General features: G+C 57.6%; 7 protein-coding genes. 6 read left to right on the top strand and 1 reads right to left on the bottom strand.

Going from position 1 to position 20,182, the window contains the following annotated elements; genetic code table 11:
- Nucleotides 1-10: 10 nt before the first annotated feature.
- From KZ772_RS08355 to KZ772_RS08330, 6 genes are all read left to right on the top strand, one after another.
- A complete protein-coding gene (locus tag KZ772_RS08355; RefSeq protein ID WP_290539335.1) occupies nt 11-730 on the top strand; it encodes a MotA/TolQ/ExbB proton channel family protein in 720 nt (239 codons plus the stop codon).
- 10 nt (nt 731-740) lie between these two features.
- The gene (locus tag KZ772_RS08350) at nt 741-1,226 is read left to right on the top strand and encodes a biopolymer transporter ExbD (protein WP_290539334.1); all 486 of its coding nucleotides are present in this window, start codon (nt 741-743) and stop codon (nt 1,224-1,226) included.
- Entirely contained in the window at nt 1,223-1,708 is a 486-nt protein-coding gene (locus KZ772_RS08345) for a biopolymer transporter ExbD (protein WP_365871042.1), read from the top strand. Before KZ772_RS08350 ends, KZ772_RS08345 begins: the two co-directional genes overlap by 4 nt.
- A 33-nt stretch (nt 1,709-1,741) precedes the next feature.
- Nucleotides 1,742-3,112 (top strand): AgmX/PglI C-terminal domain-containing protein, encoded by a 1,371-nt coding sequence (locus KZ772_RS08340; protein WP_290539333.1) that lies wholly within the window; start codon nt 1,742-1,744, stop codon nt 3,110-3,112.
- Between the two features lie 341 nt (nt 3,113-3,453).
- Nucleotides 3,454-13,722, top strand: coding sequence for an isopeptide-forming domain-containing fimbrial protein (locus tag KZ772_RS08335; protein ID WP_290539332.1), 10,269 nt, complete (start codon nt 3,454-3,456; stop codon nt 13,720-13,722).
- Between the two features lie 101 nt (nt 13,723-13,823).
- Complete coding sequence (locus KZ772_RS08330; protein WP_290539331.1) at nt 13,824-18,944, top strand: OmpA family protein; 5,121 nt, start codon at nt 13,824-13,826, stop codon at nt 18,942-18,944.
- A gap of 143 nt (nt 18,945-19,087) precedes the next feature.
- Here the strand turns inward: KZ772_RS08330 and KZ772_RS08325 are convergent, their stop codons facing one another.
- Complete coding sequence (locus KZ772_RS08325; RefSeq protein WP_290539330.1) at nt 19,088-20,182, bottom strand: phospholipase A; 1,095 nt, start codon at nt 20,180-20,182, stop codon at nt 19,088-19,090.

The raw sequence follows: 20,182 nt of genomic DNA, 5'->3' as shown, positions 1-20,182 counted from the left end.
GAGTGAAACCATGAACGTGATTATAAAATTTTTCCAGGACGGTGGCTTTTGGATGTACCCGATTCTGGTGGCCGGCATCGTCGGTGGGGCCTTCGCCGTGGAGCGCTTTATCAAGCTGAAGCTTCTGGAGAGGGCAAATCGTAAATCCTGGGAGGAGCTGCACCCTGTACTGGTGTCTGGCGACTTCGAACGGGCCAGAGAGATGGTCGAGGGGGACAACTCCGCTGTCGCGCAGCTTCTTTCCATGGGCCTTGAAGTTCAGGGCACCGTCCGTCGTCGGGACGATATCGAAATTGCTATGGAAGAGGCGATGATGGAAATTACGCCACAGCTGCAGGCGCGGACCATTTACATCTCCATGTTCGCCAATATTTCCACCCTGCTGGGTCTGCTTGGCACCATTATCGGTTTGATCTCGGCGTTTGAGGCTGTTGCCAATGCCAATCCTGCGGAAAAGTCTGCAATGCTTTCCAGCTCTATTGCTATGGCAATGAACACCACCGCGTTTGGTTTGATGGCGGCGATCCCCCTGTTGATTTGCTACAACATGGTCAGCTCCAAGACTGCTGCCATTGTCGGCAGCCTGGAAATGATTTCGGTAAAAATGCTCAAGCTGGTAACAACGCTGACAAAGAGAAGTTATCAGCAAAAACCGGCACAAGATAATGAAAGTGCTGAGCCTGAAGGGGAATCTCCTATTATTCCAGAGCCCGCCCAGGCGACAACCTGAGTTCTGAAAAATGCGAAGAAAAAAGCATCTGAAGCTACAAGAAGAAGTTGAGCTGGATGTCACTTCTTTCATGAACCTGATGGTGGTGCTGATTCCCTTCCTGTTGGCGACTGCAGTTTTTTCCCAGGTCACGATTCAGGAATTGAATGTGCCTTCGCCCGGTGTAGGTGGTGCAACGCCGGATAAGCCGTTGGTCACGATTGAAGTGATGGTCAGGAAAGAATCAATTGAAATCAGTAATGGCAAGGTTATTACAAACCGCTTTCCTAAAGAGGAGGGTGAGTATGACCTTGAGGCCCTGACGGGTGCGCTTCTGAATCTCAAGGAGCAATACCCTGACAAAGAGGATGCCACCGTGCTGCTTGAGCCTGATATCGAATATAACGACATGATAGCAGTGATGGATACCGTCAAGTTCCATGATGTTGCCAGCGAAGATGGCGAGGATAACTCCCGGGTGCTTTTCCCTGAAATTTCCATTGGGGATGCTCCATGAGAAATCCGAGAAGAATGCGCAGGCTGGCCAGCTTGACAGAGAGGCCGGCAGGTTCGCTCAGTCTGACATCGTTGATGGATATTTTTACCATCCTGTTGCTGTACTTGCTGGTGAACCAGTCAGACAGCACCCCTCTGGATCCGCCGAAAGACATCCGGCTGCCTAACTCTATTGTCGAAACAAAGCCCAGAGAAAGTCTGGTGGTGTCCGTGAGTGGTGACCAGGTTCTGGTGAAGGGTGAGGCTGTTGTCTCCATGGCTGATGTGATTGCCAGTAGCGGTGACGTTATTGAACCCATACGGTCACGGATGGAGAGCATCCGAAAAACGTCTGTCGGTGAGGGGGACGAGGCCGATGCACGTAATACGGAGGTGACGATCATGGCTGATCGTGGCGTTCATTACAGTGCGTTGAAGCGAATTATGGCCTCTTGTACGGCTGCCGGTTACAACAAGATTTCTCTGGCGGTCAATCAAAAATAATCTTTATGTTGGCATGATCCTGTGAATACATCTTTGGCACAGCGACAGCAGGTGTTGATTGAGCAGATCGAGAGCGAAGAAACTGCGCTTGCCGATCTCCAGATACGCCTGCGTACAGTTGAATCCGAGCTGACGGATATGGCGCCGCAGCGTCAGAAATTTCAGTTGCTGGGCGTGATTTGCGAGTCACTGGACCAATTGAGCGAAATGGGGGCAGCTTCGCTGTTCTGGGGGGATGATGCATCTCCTTCAGATCATGAGAAGCAGCTCTCTCGCAGTCGTGAGCTCGCCAGCGCCTTTAATAATGAGTTCGATAACCTTGAGGCCGGCAAGACTGAGATTCAGCAACAAATTTCTCAGGGTGAAGAGAGGCTTGGCGAGCTGGATTATCACCTGGCGGAAGTGACTGAGGAGCTGGAAAACGCCCAGTACGATTTTGTCATTGAGCGCGAAGCGGACGATGAAAAGCTCTTCCGTGCCGGCATTATGCCCTGGTCCCGCTCCGATGAAGATCGCAAGCGTCAGCGCAAGGTTCTGCTTTGTTCCCTGGCGGTGATGGTGATTGTGGGCCTTGTCCCCGGTATCTGGGAATTGCCGCCGCCAGACCCGAATCGCAAGATCGAGGTCCCGGAACGTCTGGCCCGCATGGTCAAGAAAAAAGTGGCGCCAGAACCGGTTCAGAAGCGCGAACAGCCCAAGAAGGAAGAGAAGAAGGATGCTTCCAAGGTGGCTGAAAAACCCAAGCCTGAAGAAGTGCAGAAGGCGCGTAGCAAGGCAAAAACCAAAGGGGTTCTGGCACATAGCGATATGTTCTCGGATCTGACCGAGGACGCTGTATTGTCAAATCTGGGTGCAGATGCCCGGATTTCCGGTAGCCAGTCCAAGGGGGCGGCGCAAAGCAGTGGTGCCAAAGGCTCGCGTGCGCTCATCACTGCATCAACATCAGCCAGTGGAGGTGTGGCTGCTGTGGCTTCGGTGAGTCGTGGTGGTGTTGGCAGTGGCAGTGGTAGTGCAATTGCCGGTAGTGGCGTGTCTGTAGGATCGGTGAAGAGCGATGTGGCAGCCAGTGTCAGCAAATCTTCCCGACCGGTCAGCAAAGGCGCAGGTCCGTCACGCACGGATGAAGAAATCCAGATCGTCTTCGATCGTCACAAGTCCGCACTCTACCGTATCTATAACCGTCAGCTGCGCAATGATCCCAGTCTGCGCGGCAAGATGGTGCTGGAACTGGTGATTGAGCCGGACGGCTCGGTGTCGTCGTGCCGAGTGAAATCCACGGATATGGATTCGCCGACATTGTCTTCGGGGATTGTGTCCCGAGTGAAAATGTTCAATTTCGGGGCCAAGGAAGGAGTGCCGACCACGAAAATTCTTTATCCGATCGACTTTCTGCCTGCAGGCTAGGGTGATCCCCGGTGCGGTTGTTCGGGCCGTGCCGGGGTCATGATTTCCGCTGATGTCGGGCTCTCTGGCGTCACGATAAGCATCTTATTGCATTTTGATAAGAGTTCCCGATAAATGATTGTTTCTTCTGGATAATTGCGTGTCACTTCACGGTATTCCCAGTAGCTTTTTCCTAGACTCGATTGCCGCTTTGGTTTTTTCGTACCAAGCATTTATAAGAACTAAAGACTGATAGGGTCATTGCGTTGAAAAGAGAGTCTTTCCGGGGAAGGCCGCCCGCTGGGGGGGCGCTGTGCAGGCAGCGTATTGCCACCATCGTCGCGCAGGTTTTTGCCGTCATATTGTTGCTGGGGACCTCCGGTATTGCCGAGGCGGTACAGTACAATTGCTCCGACTACCCATTGATCAATGGTTTTCATGTCATTGATGGTGAGGTGCCGACGACGCCACCTTTTCCGCCATCATCGCCGGCGCCGGACAATATCAAGATTGATGTGAATTGCCGGATCCAGAACTATCCGCAAGGGTATCCCGGCGGTTTCAATACCAACTTCAGCTTTGATAACAATGACCCCACCCCTTATCTGGTGATATTCGACAATGTGTTCCACACCGGGAACATGTCCTGTAACACCGTGGCGGAACACAAGATCTGGTTCACCAATGGTTCCTCCAGCAAGATTCTTGGTGGTAGCTGTCAGAATCTGTTGATCCCTGTCGAGATGATCGACAAGCGAGCGCTGGAAGGCCCGGGAGGAAACGAGATTACCTCGGCCACAGTCGGCGTTCCCTTTACCTACAATCTGACCATTCCGGTGCTGTTCGATGCTGGCTCCGGCACGGTGATCAATGGCGAGGGCTCCCTTAACGACGTCCATGATATCTCCGTACGGGACGACATTTCCTCGGCCGCTCTGGGGGTGGATCTGACCTACCTGGGGCATACCGTTACCCGTGAAAGCAACGGCGCTCCGGTCGCCCATAACTTCAGCAATGTGGGCGGGCTGCTTACGTTTGATAACTTTCAGCCCAATATCTTGCCGGCTGGCGAGCAGATCATTATCGAGATCGAGGTGGTGCTGGAAGACACCCCGCTCAACGCTCCGGGTTCTGCTTTTATCAACGTGGCCGAGTGGGAATTTGGTCGCTTTATCGACGGCATCTTCTATGACCCTCTGCCTGGGGAGAACGGCCGGGCAGAGCTGGTAACGATTTCCGAGCCCGAGCTGGTGCTGGACAAGAATACCGATGCCACCGCCATCAATTTTACGGATTCTCCTTCTTATACTGTCGATGTTCAGAATGTGGGCGGGTTTGATGCCTGGGGTATCACGGTCGAGGATGAGCTCCCCACCGGTATGTGCCTGACCGATCCTTCTGCCAGTGTTGTCGCTTCCGTGCTGGCCACGGATGGCAGCACGGTGGTGCGTACCCTGGATCCTCTGGCTGGGGATTTTGTCGTCAGCTACGACGCCGGCACCTGTCTGCTGACGGTGACTTTGAACGATTCTGCGGGGGCGATAGCACCGGATCAGCATCTGCTTATCAGCTACGACAGCCAGCTTGATCCCATTGGCAGCCCGGATGAGGCCAGTGATGGCGATACGCTGACCAACGTGGCTGCCGCCACCCAGTGGTTCAATGACAGTAGCGCCAATGCTTCCCGGGTTGAATTTACTGCTCCACGTTCTGACGGTACTCCCGGGGTCACGGATAATCAGGATGCCGAATCAGTGACGGCGGGCCTGTCTGGTTATTATTTCGAAAAGACAGTCGTCAATCTGGTTACAGGAGCGTCGCCTGCCTTTACGGCGGCGTCCGGTGATCGCCTTCGTTACCGTCTGCGACTGTTTAACCTGGATCAGGTCATCAATGACATCAGCATCAGCGACCTGATCGATGTGGCCGGCCTTGATGCATCGTCATTGGTGATAACCAGCTGCCCGGCACTGGCAACCTGCTCTTTCGATGCAGGTACAGGGTTGCTCTCCGTTGATGGGAATCCTGTTCTGGATGCGGCAGCCGGCACCGACTTGATGGTCGAGTATGAAGTGGATGTGCTGGGTGGGCTCGCCGATGGCACCTTGATCAGTAACCAGGCGGATCTGAGCGCCACTGATGGTCTGGGTGATCCCTTCCTGACGCAAAGTGATGACCCTAACGTGAATGGTGTCTCCGACCCGGAAGTAGACGGCGATGAGGATCCGACCGTTGTTCAGGTGGTGGCACCCGGTCCGTTGAGCAAGGCCAACCCGGCGCAGAGCGAAGTGGCCATTGGGGAGCAGTTCACCTATCGGGTCACGGTACCGGAAACCCCGGACGCCTCGCCGCTGTTTGACGTGCGTATCCTCGATAACCTGGCCGCCTCCGGTGTGGATCTGGAATTTGTCGGTGCCACCGTGGTATCGGGCGGCAGCTGGTCCCTGACCAATACCGGTACGGCAAGCGATCTGGTGATTGAGGATCTGTCCACCGGCATCGATATTCCGGCCGGAGGCCAGGCCGTTATTGATATTACCGTGGAGCTGCTCAATACCGTCAACAACCAGAGCGGCGATGCATTCAGCAACACCGCCTCCTATACTTTCAATCGTGCCAATGGCAATCCGGCTTTACAGGTCAGTGGCCCGGCAGGTCCCAATGACACTACGCCGCCCCTGACGGTAGTGGAACCGGATCTGGCAATCAGCAAGACCGTCGCCAATGTGACTGCAGGCAAGTCTCCCACGGATCCGGCCAGCGGGGGGGATCTACTCGAATATACGCTGACCATGCCCAACAGCGGCACTTCTGCGGCCAATGACGCCACCATCACCGATACCCTGCCAGCCGGGCTGACCCTGGTGCCGGGATCGGCGTCAGCAACCATTGGCGGTGTGCCGGTTGCCGGGTTTGTTGCCGCGCCCACAGACGCTGGCAGCGGGGTGTTGATCTGGGGGGATGACAACGGCGATGGCAGTCTGGATATTCCCGTCGGGCAGTCGCTGGAGCTCACCTACCGGGTCAATGTGGCTGATGCTTCCATTGCCAGTTTCGATAATAGTGCAGTGGTCGAGTGGACGTCCCTGCAGGGGGACAGCAATGCAGAACGCAGCGGTGCAGGCTGCCCGAATATTACCCAGCCAGATGACTACTGTGCCGGCCCAGCCACGGCCACAATCACCACGGTAGATACCAATGCTCTGGCCAAGACGGTGGTGTCTGACAGCTGGGATGACGCCGTCAGCACGGCCAGCGATAGCCTGCTGCGGGTAGGCGATACCGTGGTTTACCGCCTGGCGCTGAACCTGCGCGAAGGGCTGACCGCTAACGTGGCGGTAAGTGACAGCCTGCCGGCCGGGCTGGAATTCGACAGCATGGTGGCCATCAATGGCGATGCCTCGGCCCCGTTCAGTGCCGTGGCGCCGTTTAGCCACGGGGATATTGCGGCCCCGGCCGTGGCGGGTAACCAGATCACCTGGACCATTGGTGACATCACCAATGCCATTAACAACGATACCAGCGACGATATCTTCATCATCGAGTATCAGGCTCGCGTGGTCACGGATACCCTGGCTCATGTCGCCACCACCACGCTGACCAACGATGCCAGCTTCAGTTACGACAACGGTATCGTCCTCAACGACAGCGCCAATATTGAGGTACGCCAGCCGGTGCTGGTCACCCTGACCAAGACCGATGATCTGGGCAACAGCTACCCGGATAGCACCAGCCCGCTGCAGGTGGATCTGGCCAGCGACATCATGAATTTCCGCCTGCAAGCTTGTAATGACAGCGGTTCCACGGCCCCCGCCTACAGCTTGCAACTGGTGGATACCCTGGCTGCCGAGCTGGATGAAACCAGCATCACTACGCCGCTGGTAACGGTGAATGGCGCAGCCCAGGCCGATGGTGTGGATTACACCTACACCCCGCCCGCCGGGCCGGGTGGCACCCTGACCTTTGATTTCGTTACTCCGGTGAACCCGGGCCAGTGCGCCCTGGTGGAATACTCCATCGGCTTCCAGGACGATGTGGCGCCCAACCAGCTCTGGAACAACAGCGTTACCGCTGCGGAGTACTGGTCATTGCCGGCGGCGGCTGGCCAGCAGTATGCCGCCCTGGGGCCGGCCGAATTCTGGATGACCAACCAGACGGTTGACCCGCTGCCGTTGAAGAACCTGGTGTCTCCGGCCTCGGAAGCCGTCATCGGCGAGACGGTCACTTATACCATTACCATTCCGGCCATTAATGCGGCCCGCAGTGATGTGATGGTCACCGATAACCTGCCGGTGGCACTGGTCTATGACAGTGCCACCGCCACCGTGGGTGGCAACCCGGTCGCCCTGACGGACAACAGTACGCCGCCGGATCAGGTGAGCCTGACCATTGCCGATATCCCCGCCGGTCAGGAAGCGGTAGTCACCCTGGTCACCCATGTGGCCAACACCGTGGACACCAATGCGGGCGATACCTTCAACAACGTTGCCAGCTATACCTATGCCGGCTATAGCGGTACGGCCCTGACCAGCCCTCCCTCTAACTCCCTGACGATTGTCGAGCCGCTGGTCAGCCTCACCAAGGCCGTCATCCCCACCGATCCGCCTGTGTCCGGGGATGTTCTTACTTATACCGTGGACATGACGGCAGATACCGGGGCCACCTTCTCGGATGCCTTCGATCTGGTGCTTACCGATACCCTCAGCCTGGGGTTGGCCTATGTGCCTGGCACGGCCACGGTAGCCGGCGCTGCAGTGGAACCGGACACTATCACCGGCGATGGCATCAATACGGCGCAGACACTGACCTGGGAAAACATCGACATCCTGGAAGGCACCGCCGTTCAGGTGGTGTATGACGTGGAAGTGCAGAACAACGTTACCCCGGGGCAGGTGTTGGCCAATACTGCGACTGCCACCTGGACCAGCCTGAGTGGTGTGGACGCCAATGAGCGTGATGGCAGTGGTGGCGTGAATGACTACATCACCTCTGATAGCACCAACCTGGGAGCGCCGGACAATACCACCCTGGCCAAGACCCGAATCGCGGACACCTTCAATACCGCCGCCCAGGATGTGCGAGTGGGGGACCGGGTGCAGTTCGAACTGCGCATCGGCCTCCAGGAAGGCAGCCATAACGATCTGGTGCTGACCGATGTGCTGCCCACCGGGCTGACCTACGAAGACATGGTCAGCGCAGATTTTTTCGGCACGGCAGGCACCGCCACACCAACCGTCAGCGGCCAGACACTGACCTGGAATCTGGGTGACGTCACTAACCCGGCCGATGGCGACCCGGGCAATGATTTCCTGGTGCTGGTTTACGAAGTACGAATCGAAAATAACGATGTGCTGAGCCAGACACCGGCCAGTCAGCCGCTGTTCAACAGTGCGTCTCTGGATTACACCGTGGGTGGTGTAGCGGCACCCACCAAGACCGCAGATGCTTCGGTCGAGGTGCTGCAACCGGAACTGGCCGTGGCCAAGAGCGCCAGCGCAGCGGGTGGAGATACCGTTGTGGTGGCCGGTGAAACGGTCACCTATACCGTGGATATCACCAACAACGGCCTGGCGCCAGCTTACGATACGGTGCTCACCGACACCCTGCCAGCTGGCATGCGCCAGAGCGGGGCGACAACCACGGCCATGACCCTGGTGAATGCCGGCGCGGTTTTGCCGTTGCTGGCCCCGTCCTATGACCCGGGCACGGGTGTAGCCACCTGGGATCTTGATAACGGCGCCGCCGATACCTACACCATTCCGGTGGGGGAGACCCTGCGGGTGGAATACACGGTGCAGGTGGATCCGGATGTGGGGGCTTCCCTGACACTCATCAATTCGGCCCTGGTGTCCCTGTACTACTCCTTCGATAACGATGCTGTGCCTGCCAATGGCGCAGACACCGAACGGGAAGAGTACGGTCCCACCGGCGCGGCCACCAGCTCCCTGACCACCCCCGGACCGGGGGCCCTGTCGAAGGTGGAGTCTGCCAGTACCGTTGCCGTGGGCGACCAGTTCAGCTATCAGATTCTGGTTCCGGCCACGCCGGTAGATACCGCTCTGTTCGATGTGCGCATCACCGATGATCTGGGTGCGTCTGCGGCGGTGTTGAGCTTTGTCAGTGTGGATCGGGCGCCAGCAGCCCCGGGCATCAATAGTGGCGCCTGGACGCCGACCAATACCGGCACGGCGACGCAGCTGGTGATTGAAGACATCGCCGGTGGTATCGATATTCCTGCCGGTGAACAGATTGCTGTGGATATCACCGTCGAGGTGGTGGACGACCCGGCCAATGTGGACGGGCTGGTGTTCAACAACAGCGCGGATTACACCTTCAACCGTGCCGACGATGACGCTGCTACCCAGGGGGCCGGTCAGCCGGGTACCTCCGGTGACACCACCATTGTAGAGCCGGGTCTGGTGATGACCAAGAGCGGTCCAGCGACCATGAGCGTGGGCACCCCGGACCTGTTCTCGCTGGATGTGCAGAATACGGGTTCCGGCGCGGCCTGGGATATCACCCTGACGGATCATCTGCCTAACCTGGCGTCCGGTGGCATGTGCGACAACGCACCGGTGATCACCACTGCCCGGGTTTACGATACGGATGGCAGTACCCTGCTGGCGGACCTCACTGCGGGTACGGATTACGTCACCAGCTTTGCGTCCAGCAGCCCGGGAACGCCTTGTACTTTCATTTTTACCGGGCAGACTGCGGCCGCCGCCCTGGAAGCCGGGCAATTCCTGCGGGTGGAATACCAGGCCGAGCTGGATGATGCCACGCCCGCCAACAGCGAGCTGACCAATTTCGCCGGGGCAACAGAGTGGTTCAGTGCCGATGATGCGTTTACCGAACGCCGCACCTATAGCCATGTTCTGGAAGATGTGGTCGAGGACACTCCGGACCCGCAGGACTACCACACCCTGACCAGCAACCCGCCGGAAATGACGGTGGAGAAAACCGTTGCCATCCAGAACGACCTGAATGGGGATGGCCTGGCCAATCCGGGTGACAGCCTGCGTTACACCCTGACTGTCACCAACACCAGCCAGGTACTTTTGCCTAACTTCTCCCTGCGGGACGATGTGGGCGCGCTGCACACCGAGGTGATTTTTGAGCCGGGCAGTCTGGTGATGGTAACGGTTCCGCCGGGTGCCACGGACAACTCCGACGCCAATGGCGGCACCAATGGTGCTGGCCTGGTGGATGTGCAGGATCTGAGCCTGGATGTGGCGGGTTCCGCCGGCGATACCGTCACCGTGGTCTTTGATGTGACCCTGGCGAGTCCGATCGATAACGGCACCGTCGTGCTGAACCAGGGCAGCGTGGAAGCCTTTGGATCCACACTGCAGCTTACCGATGATCCCAACCTGCCCGGAGACGAGGACCCCACACGGATCACTATCGCGTCGGCGCCAGTCATGCAGGTGCAGAAGGTTTCCGATGATATGACCGGGGATCCTGCCGTGCTGGCACCGGGGGATACCTTGTTGTACACCATTACGGTGGCAAACATCGGCAACGAAAATGCCATGGGTGTGACGCTGCGGGATGCCATTCCCGAATACACCACCTACGTTACTGGCAGCACCACGTTGAATGGCAATTCGGTGGTCGATCCGGCAGCGGGTGTGTCGCCCCTGGAAGCGGGCATGCTGATCAATGCGCCGGGCAATACCACGCCGGGAGCCATGGACGCGGATGCGACCGCGGCGGCGGAGAACGTGGCCACCATCACCTTCAGTGTGACCATTGATGCGGACACCCTGTCAGGTACCCGCATCGTCAACCAGGGTTTCGTTAATGGAGCCGGTGCCGGCGGTACTGACTTCATGGAACAGCCCTCTGACGACCCGGCCACCCCGGTAGCCAACGACCCCACCGAGGATATCGTCGGCGCCTTGCCGTTGCTGGACGTGCAGAAAACCGTGGTGCTCGCCAATGATGTGAACGGCAACAATGCGCCGGATCCGGATGACACCCTGCTCTATACCTTCGTGGTGACCAACAGCTCCGGTAACCCGGCCACCGATGTGGTCCTCACCGACCAGATTCCTGCCAACACCACCTATGTGGCCGGCAGCACCACCCTGAACGGTGCGCCTGTTGCCGATGCAGGGGGGGCGTCTGCATTGGCGAACGGATTGCCGATCAACTCCAGTGGCGAACCGGCTGGCAGCATGGCGGGCAACAGCAGCGCCACGGTAACCCTGAGCGTGACCATCAATGCCGGCGTTGCCGGTGGCACCGTGATTCGCAACCAGGGCATTCTGGGCAGCACCGAACTGCCAGATGAGCCTTCCGATGCTGACGGGGTGGATTCCAATGGTGATCAACCTACCGAGATCATTGTCGGTGCCGCCCAGCAGGTCTCCATCGTCAAGGATGTGACGGTCGTCGGTGGTGGCATCGTGCAGGCGGGATCGGTACTGGAATACACCCTGCAGGTGGTCAACAACGGTCTGGTGCCTGCCACCCAGGTGGTACTCACCGATGACCTGACACCGCTGGCCGGTCTGGCCACCTATGTGCCGGATTCGGCGCGGCTGAACGGTGGCATCGCGGGCGTGGATGACAGCACAGCGATCCTGGTGGGCGACTATGGCAGTGCCTACGGCGATCTGCCGGTGGGAGCAACGGCTACCTTGCGTTTCCAGGTTCGGGTGGATGACACCGTGCCGCCGGGAACCACCATCAGCAATACCGGCGAAGTGAGCTGGGACAATGATACTCGTTCGGCCAGCAGCACGGTGGTGGTGGAAGTGGGTGCCATCCCCGGCACCGCCACCCTCAGCGGTCAGGCCTGGCATGACGCCAACTTCGACAATGTGCTCGATACGGGTGAAACCGTGCTGCCTGACTGGACGGTGGAAATCTACCGTAACGGTTCGCTGCTACGAACCACCAATACCGATGATAATGGCCGGTTTGTGGCGGCAGGCTTGCCCGAAACAATGGGCGGTGAAACCTATGAAGTACGCTATCTGGCTCCGGGCGCAACCGCATCCACCGCAACTCTGGGTCTGACCGACTCGGCATTTACCGATGGTCTGCAGCGTATTACCGATATCACTGCTGCCGCAGATGATCTGGTGCAGAACCTGAACCTGCCGATTGATCCGAACGGGGTGGTCTACGATGCCATTTCCCGCCAGCCAGTGCCCGGAGCCCGGGTGACTATGGTGGATGCGGGTGGCAGCGCCGTTGCCACCAGCTGTTTTGATGATCCAGCCCAGCAGGGCCAGGTCACCACGGCCAACGGCTTCTACAAATTCGATCTGAATTTCAGTGCCGGTTCCTGTCCGGGCGGCAGCGATTACCTGATTCAGGTGACGCCACCCGCCAGTGGCTATGAGCAGGGCGTATCGCGTCTGATTGCGCCCGATACCAGTGACGCAACGGCAGCCTACGATGCGCCGACCTGTTCCGGCGATGCGGTGGCAACCACCAGCGCCTGTGAGGTCCAGTCCTCAGCGAACCAGCCGGGCACCTCTGTGGCAGCGGGCAGCCCGTTGACTGGTTATTACCTGCACCTGACGTTTGATAATACGGTGCTGCCGGACGACAGCCAGATTTTCAACAACCACATCCCGCTGGATCCGCAACTTGGCGGTGCGGTGTCCATTACCAAGACTTCGTCGGTTGTGAACGTCAGTCGTGGCCAGTTTGTGCCCTATGTGATTCGCATCAGCAATACCTATGGTCTGGCGATTCCGGATCTGGTGGTGGTGGACAGCTTCCCGGCTGGCTTCAAGTACGTGGCGGATTCCGCCCGCCTGGATGATGTGCCGGTGGAGCTGGTCCGTGAAGGCCGGCAACTGATACTGCGCGACCTGGACCTGGCAGCGGATGGGCAGCACACCCTGAAGATGCTATTCATCGTCGGGGCCGGTGTCAGTGAAGGGGAGTACGTCAATCGCGCCCAGGTGTTCAACGCAGTGGCACCACGCAGCCATGCCGGCACCACCCGGGCGGCATCCGGGGAAGCCTCGGCAACGGTGCGTGTTGTGCCGGACCCGGATTTCGACTGTACCGATGTGATCGGCAAGGTCTTCGACGATGCCAACCAGAACGGCTATCAGGATGAGGGTGAAGCCGGCTTGCCGGGTGTCCGCGCCGTAACCGCTCGCGGGCTACTTGTCACCAGCGATGAATACGGCCGTTTCCACATTACCTGTGCGGTGGTGCCGGACGAGAACCGTGGCTCCAACTTCATCCTGAAAGTCGATGATCGCACCTTGCCCACCGGCTACCGTCTGACCACGGAGAATCCTCTGGTTCGCCGGGCAACCCGAGGGAAGATGATCAAGTTCAACTTCGGTGCGGCCCTGCATCGGGTGGTACGCCTGGATCTGGCGAACGGTGTCTTTGAGCCGGATTCCACACAAATGCGTTTGCAGTGGCAATCCCGGGTGCCGCTGCTGATGGAAGAGCTGGGAACAGATCCTTCCATCCTGCGCCTGGCCTATATGGCCGAGAACGAAAGCAAGCGCCTGGTGGAAAAACGCCTCAAGGCCATGAAGCGAATGATTGCCGAGCAGTGGGCGGAAATGGGGAACCCCTACGAGCTGACAATAGAAACGGAAGTGTTCTGGCGAACAGGCGCTCCCCCTGAGAGGAGCAGCAAATAATGACAAGGCGCATTCTCTCTGCGCCCCTGGGGGCGCGATTTGCAGCGGGGATTCCCGCTAATGAACAGGAACGGCGAGCGTTTTTGGCAATGAATCCAGCAATGCTTCTGATTGTGGCGTTGATGTTCCCGGCAGCGGTAATGGCGGAGCAGGCGCAACCCGAAGAAGACAGGGAAAGCGGCAAACCACAGGTGCGTGAAAACGCGTCATTGGGCAGCCCGACAGAAAAGCAATGGCCTCTCTACGAGCAGCCAATGCTGTGGATGCAGGATGACAGCATCTACAAGGAGAACCTGGGCGATCGCATCGAGACACAACAGGTTGAGAAACAGGTGTTGAAAACGGTGAAGTTGCCCAATGTGGTGCCGCCGATCCGTTATGATTCCGGCGTGGCGGATATTCCTGATTCCTACGTGGCGATGCTGCGCGATGTGCTGGATGGGATGCGGGACAAGCGTAATGTTCGTCTGCATTTTGTTGGCCATTCCGACAATGTCCCCCTGTTCGGCGCCTTGAAGGCGCGCCTGGGCGACAATGTGGGATTGTCCCGTGAGCGGGCCGGTACCGCAGCAGAATTCTTTCAGGCCGCATTGGATCTGCCGGCAGAATCCATTTCCTATGAAGGGAAAGGGGAGGCGGAGCCGATAGCCAGCAATGCCACTGCTGCTGGCAAAGCCAAAAACCGTCGCGTGGAAGTGCAGGTCTGGTACGACGAGGTGGAGCAGGAAACGGTGGAGAAAGAAGTGGTCGTTTCCGAGAAGCTCAACCGGATCAAGGTTTGCCGGGTGGAGACCGTGTGCAAGCTCACCTACAAGGATGGCCATAGCAAACGCACCAAGGTAAGAAACCTGGTGCCGCCTTTGCACTTCAGTGGCGAGTCACCGGATATTCCTCCCTCATTCCGAAATCATGTGCTGCAGGCGCTGGATAACCTGGAAGACAAGCAGAACGTTGTAATCAAGCTGATCGGCTACACAGACGATTCGCCGCTGGTCGGTCGTGATGCCCGAATCTATGGCGACCATCTGGGTCTTTCCAAAGCGCATGCTCGCCGTGCGCTGCTGGCATTGCAGGATTCCCTGAAGCTGCCTTCTTCCATGCTTGACAGTGCCGGTCGTGGTAACACGAACCCCATTGCATCCAATGAATCTGAATCCGGACGCGCCCTCAATCGTCGTATTGAAGTGGAATTCTGGTACGACGACATGCTGCAGTCACTGCCGGATGAGCCACAGATGTGCCCGGAAGATTCCGGGGCCGAAACCGTGGCGCGGGTTTACGATCCACCCACCGGTCGGATCAAGCCGGTACCTTACGAAGATGGGCAGCCGAAGATCGCTGAAGGTTATATAGCCCGTCTGGGTCGAATCCTGGAAGACATCACCGACAAGAGCAATGTTCGTCTGCGCTTCATCGGCTATACCGATAACGAACGGCTAGACCGCCGCACCGCGATGGTCTATGGCGATGACATCGGGCTGTCAACTGCCCGTGCCCGCCGTGTCATGGAGGCGATAAGTCAGGAGCTCGGCCTTACCGAAGAACAGACAGAGTATGAAGGCCGTGGCTACGTGCAAAGCGATGACGTGGTCAATACCGGCTTTGTGGAATCGGATATTTCCCGGGTGGAAGTCCAGGTGGTCTATGACGAACTGGCCATGCTGGATGATCTGGATGGTGTGGATATCCAGCGCCTGACTCGTGAAGTGGACGTGGCCAACCCCTACGACCTGAACCTGATGCGTATTACCGTGGACGGCAAGCCGCTGGATGACCCGGGTAAGAGTACGCCTGATGTACAACGCTGTACCGATGTGGCATTGGAAAAAGCGGATATCCAGTTCAAGTTCGACAATCTGGACATAAAGCCACGCCTGAACGTCACTGCCTGGCCCAACAGTATTCGCTACCAGGATGTACCGGATACGGAGCTTCAGGAAAACCTGGTGCAGTTCCGCATCTACAGCAACTACCCGGCCTTTATCGACAAGGCGGAAGTGCGTCTTTTCGAGAAAAGCGCATCGCTGCGTGATACGCCGCTGGCGGTGGTACCGGTGGACCAGAATGGTTATGCCGAATGGTTAGCCGAATTCGAAAGCTACCAGGCCCCAGGGCGCGATCTGCAGTACGTACTGCGAGTGTACGACAAGGACGGCCGTTACGATGAAACCGCAGCGCAGACGCTGTGGGTGGTGGATGATCTGCCTGAGTCTGATCTGGCAGACAAGGATGACGCTTACCTGGCGCCCGATCAGGAGCTGCTGGTGGGCTATGGCGAAAACCGTCTGGTGCGCTCCGATATTCCACTGAAAGGCGGCACCATCAAGGTGTATGGCAAGCATATACCCGAGGACCGTCAGGTCTTTGTGGCCGGTCGCGCCGTGCCGGTGTCCCGCAGCGAGCAGACCCCCGGTGAGTTTGTGGTGGAGGAAATTCTGCCGGCGGGCCTGCACACCATGGAAGTGGCCGTTATCGATCAGGAAGGCAACGGCGAACTTTTCCTGCGCGATTTGGAACTGGAGAAAAGCGACTGGTTTTATGTGGGGATTGCCGATGTGACAGCATCGCTGTCGGATACCAATGGTCCGGCGAAACTGGTCACCCAGGATGGCCATTATGACGATGATCTGAGTGTGGATGGGCGTCTGGCATATTACACCCACGGAAAATTCGGTGAAGACTGGGAACTCACGTCCAGTGCCGACACCCTGGAAGGGCCGGTGGAAGATCTGTTCACCGGCTTTATGGACAAGTCTCCTGATGCCATGTTCCGCCGTATCGACCCGGACTATCATTTTCCTACCTATGGGGATGACAGCACAGTGGAGGATGGGGCGCCGACGCTGGGCAAGTTCTACCTGAAACTGAAAAAGCAGGATAACTACGGTTTGTGGGGCAACTTCCGCACCAGTTATACCGATAACTCACTGTCACACATCGACCGAAGTCTCTATGGCGGCAACCTGCATTTCCAGTCGGATGCGGTAACCAGTTTCGGTGAGAAGCGATTCCTGTTTGATGGCTTTGTGGCGGATCCGGGAACCATTCCCGGGCGTGATGAATTCCGGGGCACCGGTGGCTCGCTTTACTATCTGCGCCATCTGGATGTGCTGGAAGGATCTGACCGGGTTCGCATCGAGGTGCGTGACAAGGTGTCCGGCATGGTGCTGGCGGTGAAGAATCTGGTGCCGGCCCTGGATTATGACATCGATTACCTGCAGGGGCGCATCCTGCTGTCCGAACCGTTGTCGGCCAGTTCTGCCGATGAACTGCTGGTGTCAACGGATGCCAGCGGCGGCAACGAGGTGTACCTGGTGGCACGCTACGAGTACGCCACCAGCTTCGAGGAAATCAGCAATCTTTCCCAGGGCGGGCGACTGCATTACTGGGCCGGTGATCACGTGAAACTCGGGCTGACCGGCAGCAATAGCCAGGAAGAAGGCAATAGTGACCTGCAGGCGGTGGATCTGACTCTGCGCAAAAGCGCGAAGACCTGGTTCAAGGCTGAACTGGCTGGCAGCGAAGGCTCGGACAATTCCACCTTTTTGTCGAGCGACGGGGGCTTCAACTTTGCCGGGGCCAGCAATGGTGCCGCACCAGGGCAGGAAGATGACATCGAGGCTGATGCCACCCGTTTTGATGCCAGTGTCGCCTTTCGTGATGTCTGGTCAGAATCGGTTGACGGCACCGCGACCGCTTACCAACAGAAAGTCGAGGCCGGCTATTCTGCCCCCGGTGTGATAACCGCCAAGGAAACCGAGCAGATCGGCGGGACCTTGTCCGTGCCGGTGACCCGCTCCACGGACGTGACTGCCAAGGTGGATAGCAGCGAGCAGGTTCAGGGCCTGACAATCGAAGCGGCGGAGTTGAATGTGGGGCATCGCCTCAATGATAAATGGAAAGTCAGCACTGGGGTCCGACAGGAAAACCGTGAGGATAATTCCGCCCTCGTTCCGCTCACCCAGGTTGAGGGAGAGCGGACTGATGTGGTGGTGCGCGGTGATTATGATTCCGGCAGCAGATGGTCCGCTTACGGCTTTGCCCAGAGTACCGCGCAGAGTAGTGGTAATCAGGAAGACAATGATCGAATAGGTGCCGGTGGTTCCTGGCGCTTTACCGATCGCCTGCGCAGTGATGGCGAGCTGTCCTCCGGTGATATGGGAGTCGGAGCCCGGCTAGGAACGGAATACCTAGTGTCTGATCGCAGTAACGTTTATCTGAATTATGCGCTGGAAAATGAGCGCAGCGACAACGGCGTTCGTGCCCGGCGTGGCAACATGAGCTCCGGGTTCAAGACCCGTTACTCGGATACCACCAGTGTCTACCTGGAAGAGCGCTATACCCATGGCGATGTGCCCACCGGCCTGACCCATGCCACCGGCATTGATATTGCTCCCAACGACCGCTGGAATTATGGCGGTAGCCTGGATTTCGGCACTCTCAGTGATCGCGAAACCGGGGCAGAACTGGAGCGTCGCGCTGCGGCCTTGAAAGTGGGTTATGCATTCAATGAAGTAAAATTTGCCAGCGTGCTGGAATATCGTATCGACAAGGCCGAAGCGCTGAATCTGAGCACTTCGGAGCGCAAGACCTGGTTGACCAAGAACAGCATGAAATACCAGTTCACCCCGGACTGGCGTTTAATCGGCAAGCTCAACTATTCTGATAGTCAGAGTTCACTGGGTGAATTGTACGATGGCAGCTTTATCGAAGCGGTCATGGGTTACGGCTACCGCCCGGTGTATCACGACCGGCTCAATGTGCTGGCCAAGTATACCTATTTCTACAATATGCCCTCGGCGGGACAGGTGACATTGAACAATACGGCGGCGGAGTTTATCCAGAAAAGTCACATTCTCTCCGTGGACGCCATTTACGATCTGACACGTCGTTGGAGTGTGGGTGGCAAGTACGCCTACCGTCTCGGCCAGATCAGCCAGGACCGGGTTGATCCGGAATTCTTTGACAGCCGGGCCAGTCTTTACATCTTGCGGGCGGATTGGCATGTGATTCGTCACTGGGATGCCACCGTAGAGGCCCGTTTGCTGGATCTGCCGGATGCGCAAGATCAGCGCAGTGGCGCTTTGGCTGCGATCTATCGCCATCTCAATGACAATGTGAAGTTCGGGATCGGCTATAACTTCAGTGACTTCTCGGATGACCTGACGGATCTGGATTACGATCATCAGGGGGCGTTTATTAATTTGGTGGGCAAGATCTAATAGTGAATAGTTAATAGTTCGCGGGAAAATGTAGCATCAGCTGAAACGCATGAGGCCGCGCCCAAAGTCTGGGCGCGGCCTCATGCGTTTCAAAAATAGCAAGCCTGATTCGCGTCGCTATTCACTGTTAACTATTAACTGCTTTATAGCGAATCGGTCAGCAAAATCCCGAAGCTGAAACGGTTTTCGTAATCGTCGTAGTTGATCAGCGAATCGCCATAGCCACTGAATACCTGTACCAGTCCCTTGAAGCGCTTGCTGAGCGGGAAAGAGTAGTTAATCCGTCCGGCGCCCTTGTTGTCGGAGCGCAGGTTGTTACGCACCATCAGTTCCAGTACATGGTTACGGAACGGGTAGGCGACTTCCAGCTCGAAATTGCCCATGAACTTTTCGATATCCGGGTTATCGTCACCGGAGGTATCTAGCGGGTCGTCTTTCTCTTCTTCGGGAATCCGGTACCAGGGTTTCACGGACCAGTAGTAGTCACCGGTCTTGAAAATGTAATTCATGAATACCCGGTTCCAGCTCCGTGACACCGGCACATCCCGGCCATTGGACTGGTGGTTGAAGCCAGCTACCAGCAACTCGGAATCCAGCGGACCAATCTGCCAGTCCACCGGTTTGGAAATGAAGATTTCCGGTTCGTAATTGGTTTCCCGGAACGGCGCGGAAATCTCACTGTTGTAGGCCTGCCAGAAGAAGGTGCCGGTAAACGCCATCCACAGGGTCACATCATCGACGATGTTCTCCTTTATCGGTGCCTTGAGCGACAACTGGAACTTCACCTCGTTGGGCTGCAAGTCCCGATCATCCTTATCTGGGTCATTCCACTGGCGGTTGGACCAGTAGCTGTAGGGCAACAGGTAATTGCGGCGGTGCGGAGTAATCACAAACGGGTTGCCGCGGGTAGTATTTTCCAGCGCCAGGCGAGCGCGCAGGGCATCCTCGTTAGTGCGCTCCCCGGGGAGCGCCTCGCCGTTCTGGCACCAGCCGCGCAGTTCTTTCAGGGTGACCTGCTCATTGGCAGTCTGGGCACTGCGCAGCAGGCAGTCATTCTGCTGCTGGGCTTTGCTCATCGTCGCCGATGGCTCATCAGGTACCGGAGCATCGTCACCGTCTGATGCCTGTGGTTGCTCTTTTTCAGGTTCGAAGGCTTGCGGGTCGTCTGCGGCATGGAGAGTGGCGGCACAGAGAGAGGCACTGATCAGTACCAGGGCTAGCACCGGGGACTTGTACAT

Origin of the sequence: Alcanivorax sp. (assembly GCF_019431375.1) — a bacterium.
Taxonomy (GTDB): Bacteria; Pseudomonadota; Gammaproteobacteria; order Pseudomonadales; family Alcanivoracaceae; genus Alcanivorax; species Alcanivorax jadensis_A.
This window is presented reverse-complemented; position numbering and strand designations above follow the sequence as displayed.

Coding starts and splice junctions, on each gene's coding strand:
- KZ772_RS08355 (WP_290539335.1), top strand. CDS start 11: ATGAACGTGATTATAAAATTTTTCCAGGACGGTGGCTTTTGGATGTAC.
- KZ772_RS08350 (WP_290539334.1), top strand. CDS start 741: ATGCGAAGAAAAAAGCATCTGAAGCTACAAGAAGAAGTTGAGCTGGAT.
- KZ772_RS08345 (WP_365871042.1), top strand. CDS start 1,223: ATGAGAAATCCGAGAAGAATGCGCAGGCTGGCCAGCTTGACAGAGAGG.
- KZ772_RS08330 (WP_290539331.1), top strand. CDS start 13,824: ATGCTTCTGATTGTGGCGTTGATGTTCCCGGCAGCGGTAATGGCGGAG.
- KZ772_RS08325 (WP_290539330.1), bottom strand. CDS start 20,182: ATGTACAAGTCCCCGGTGCTAGCCCTGGTACTGATCAGTGCCTCTCTC.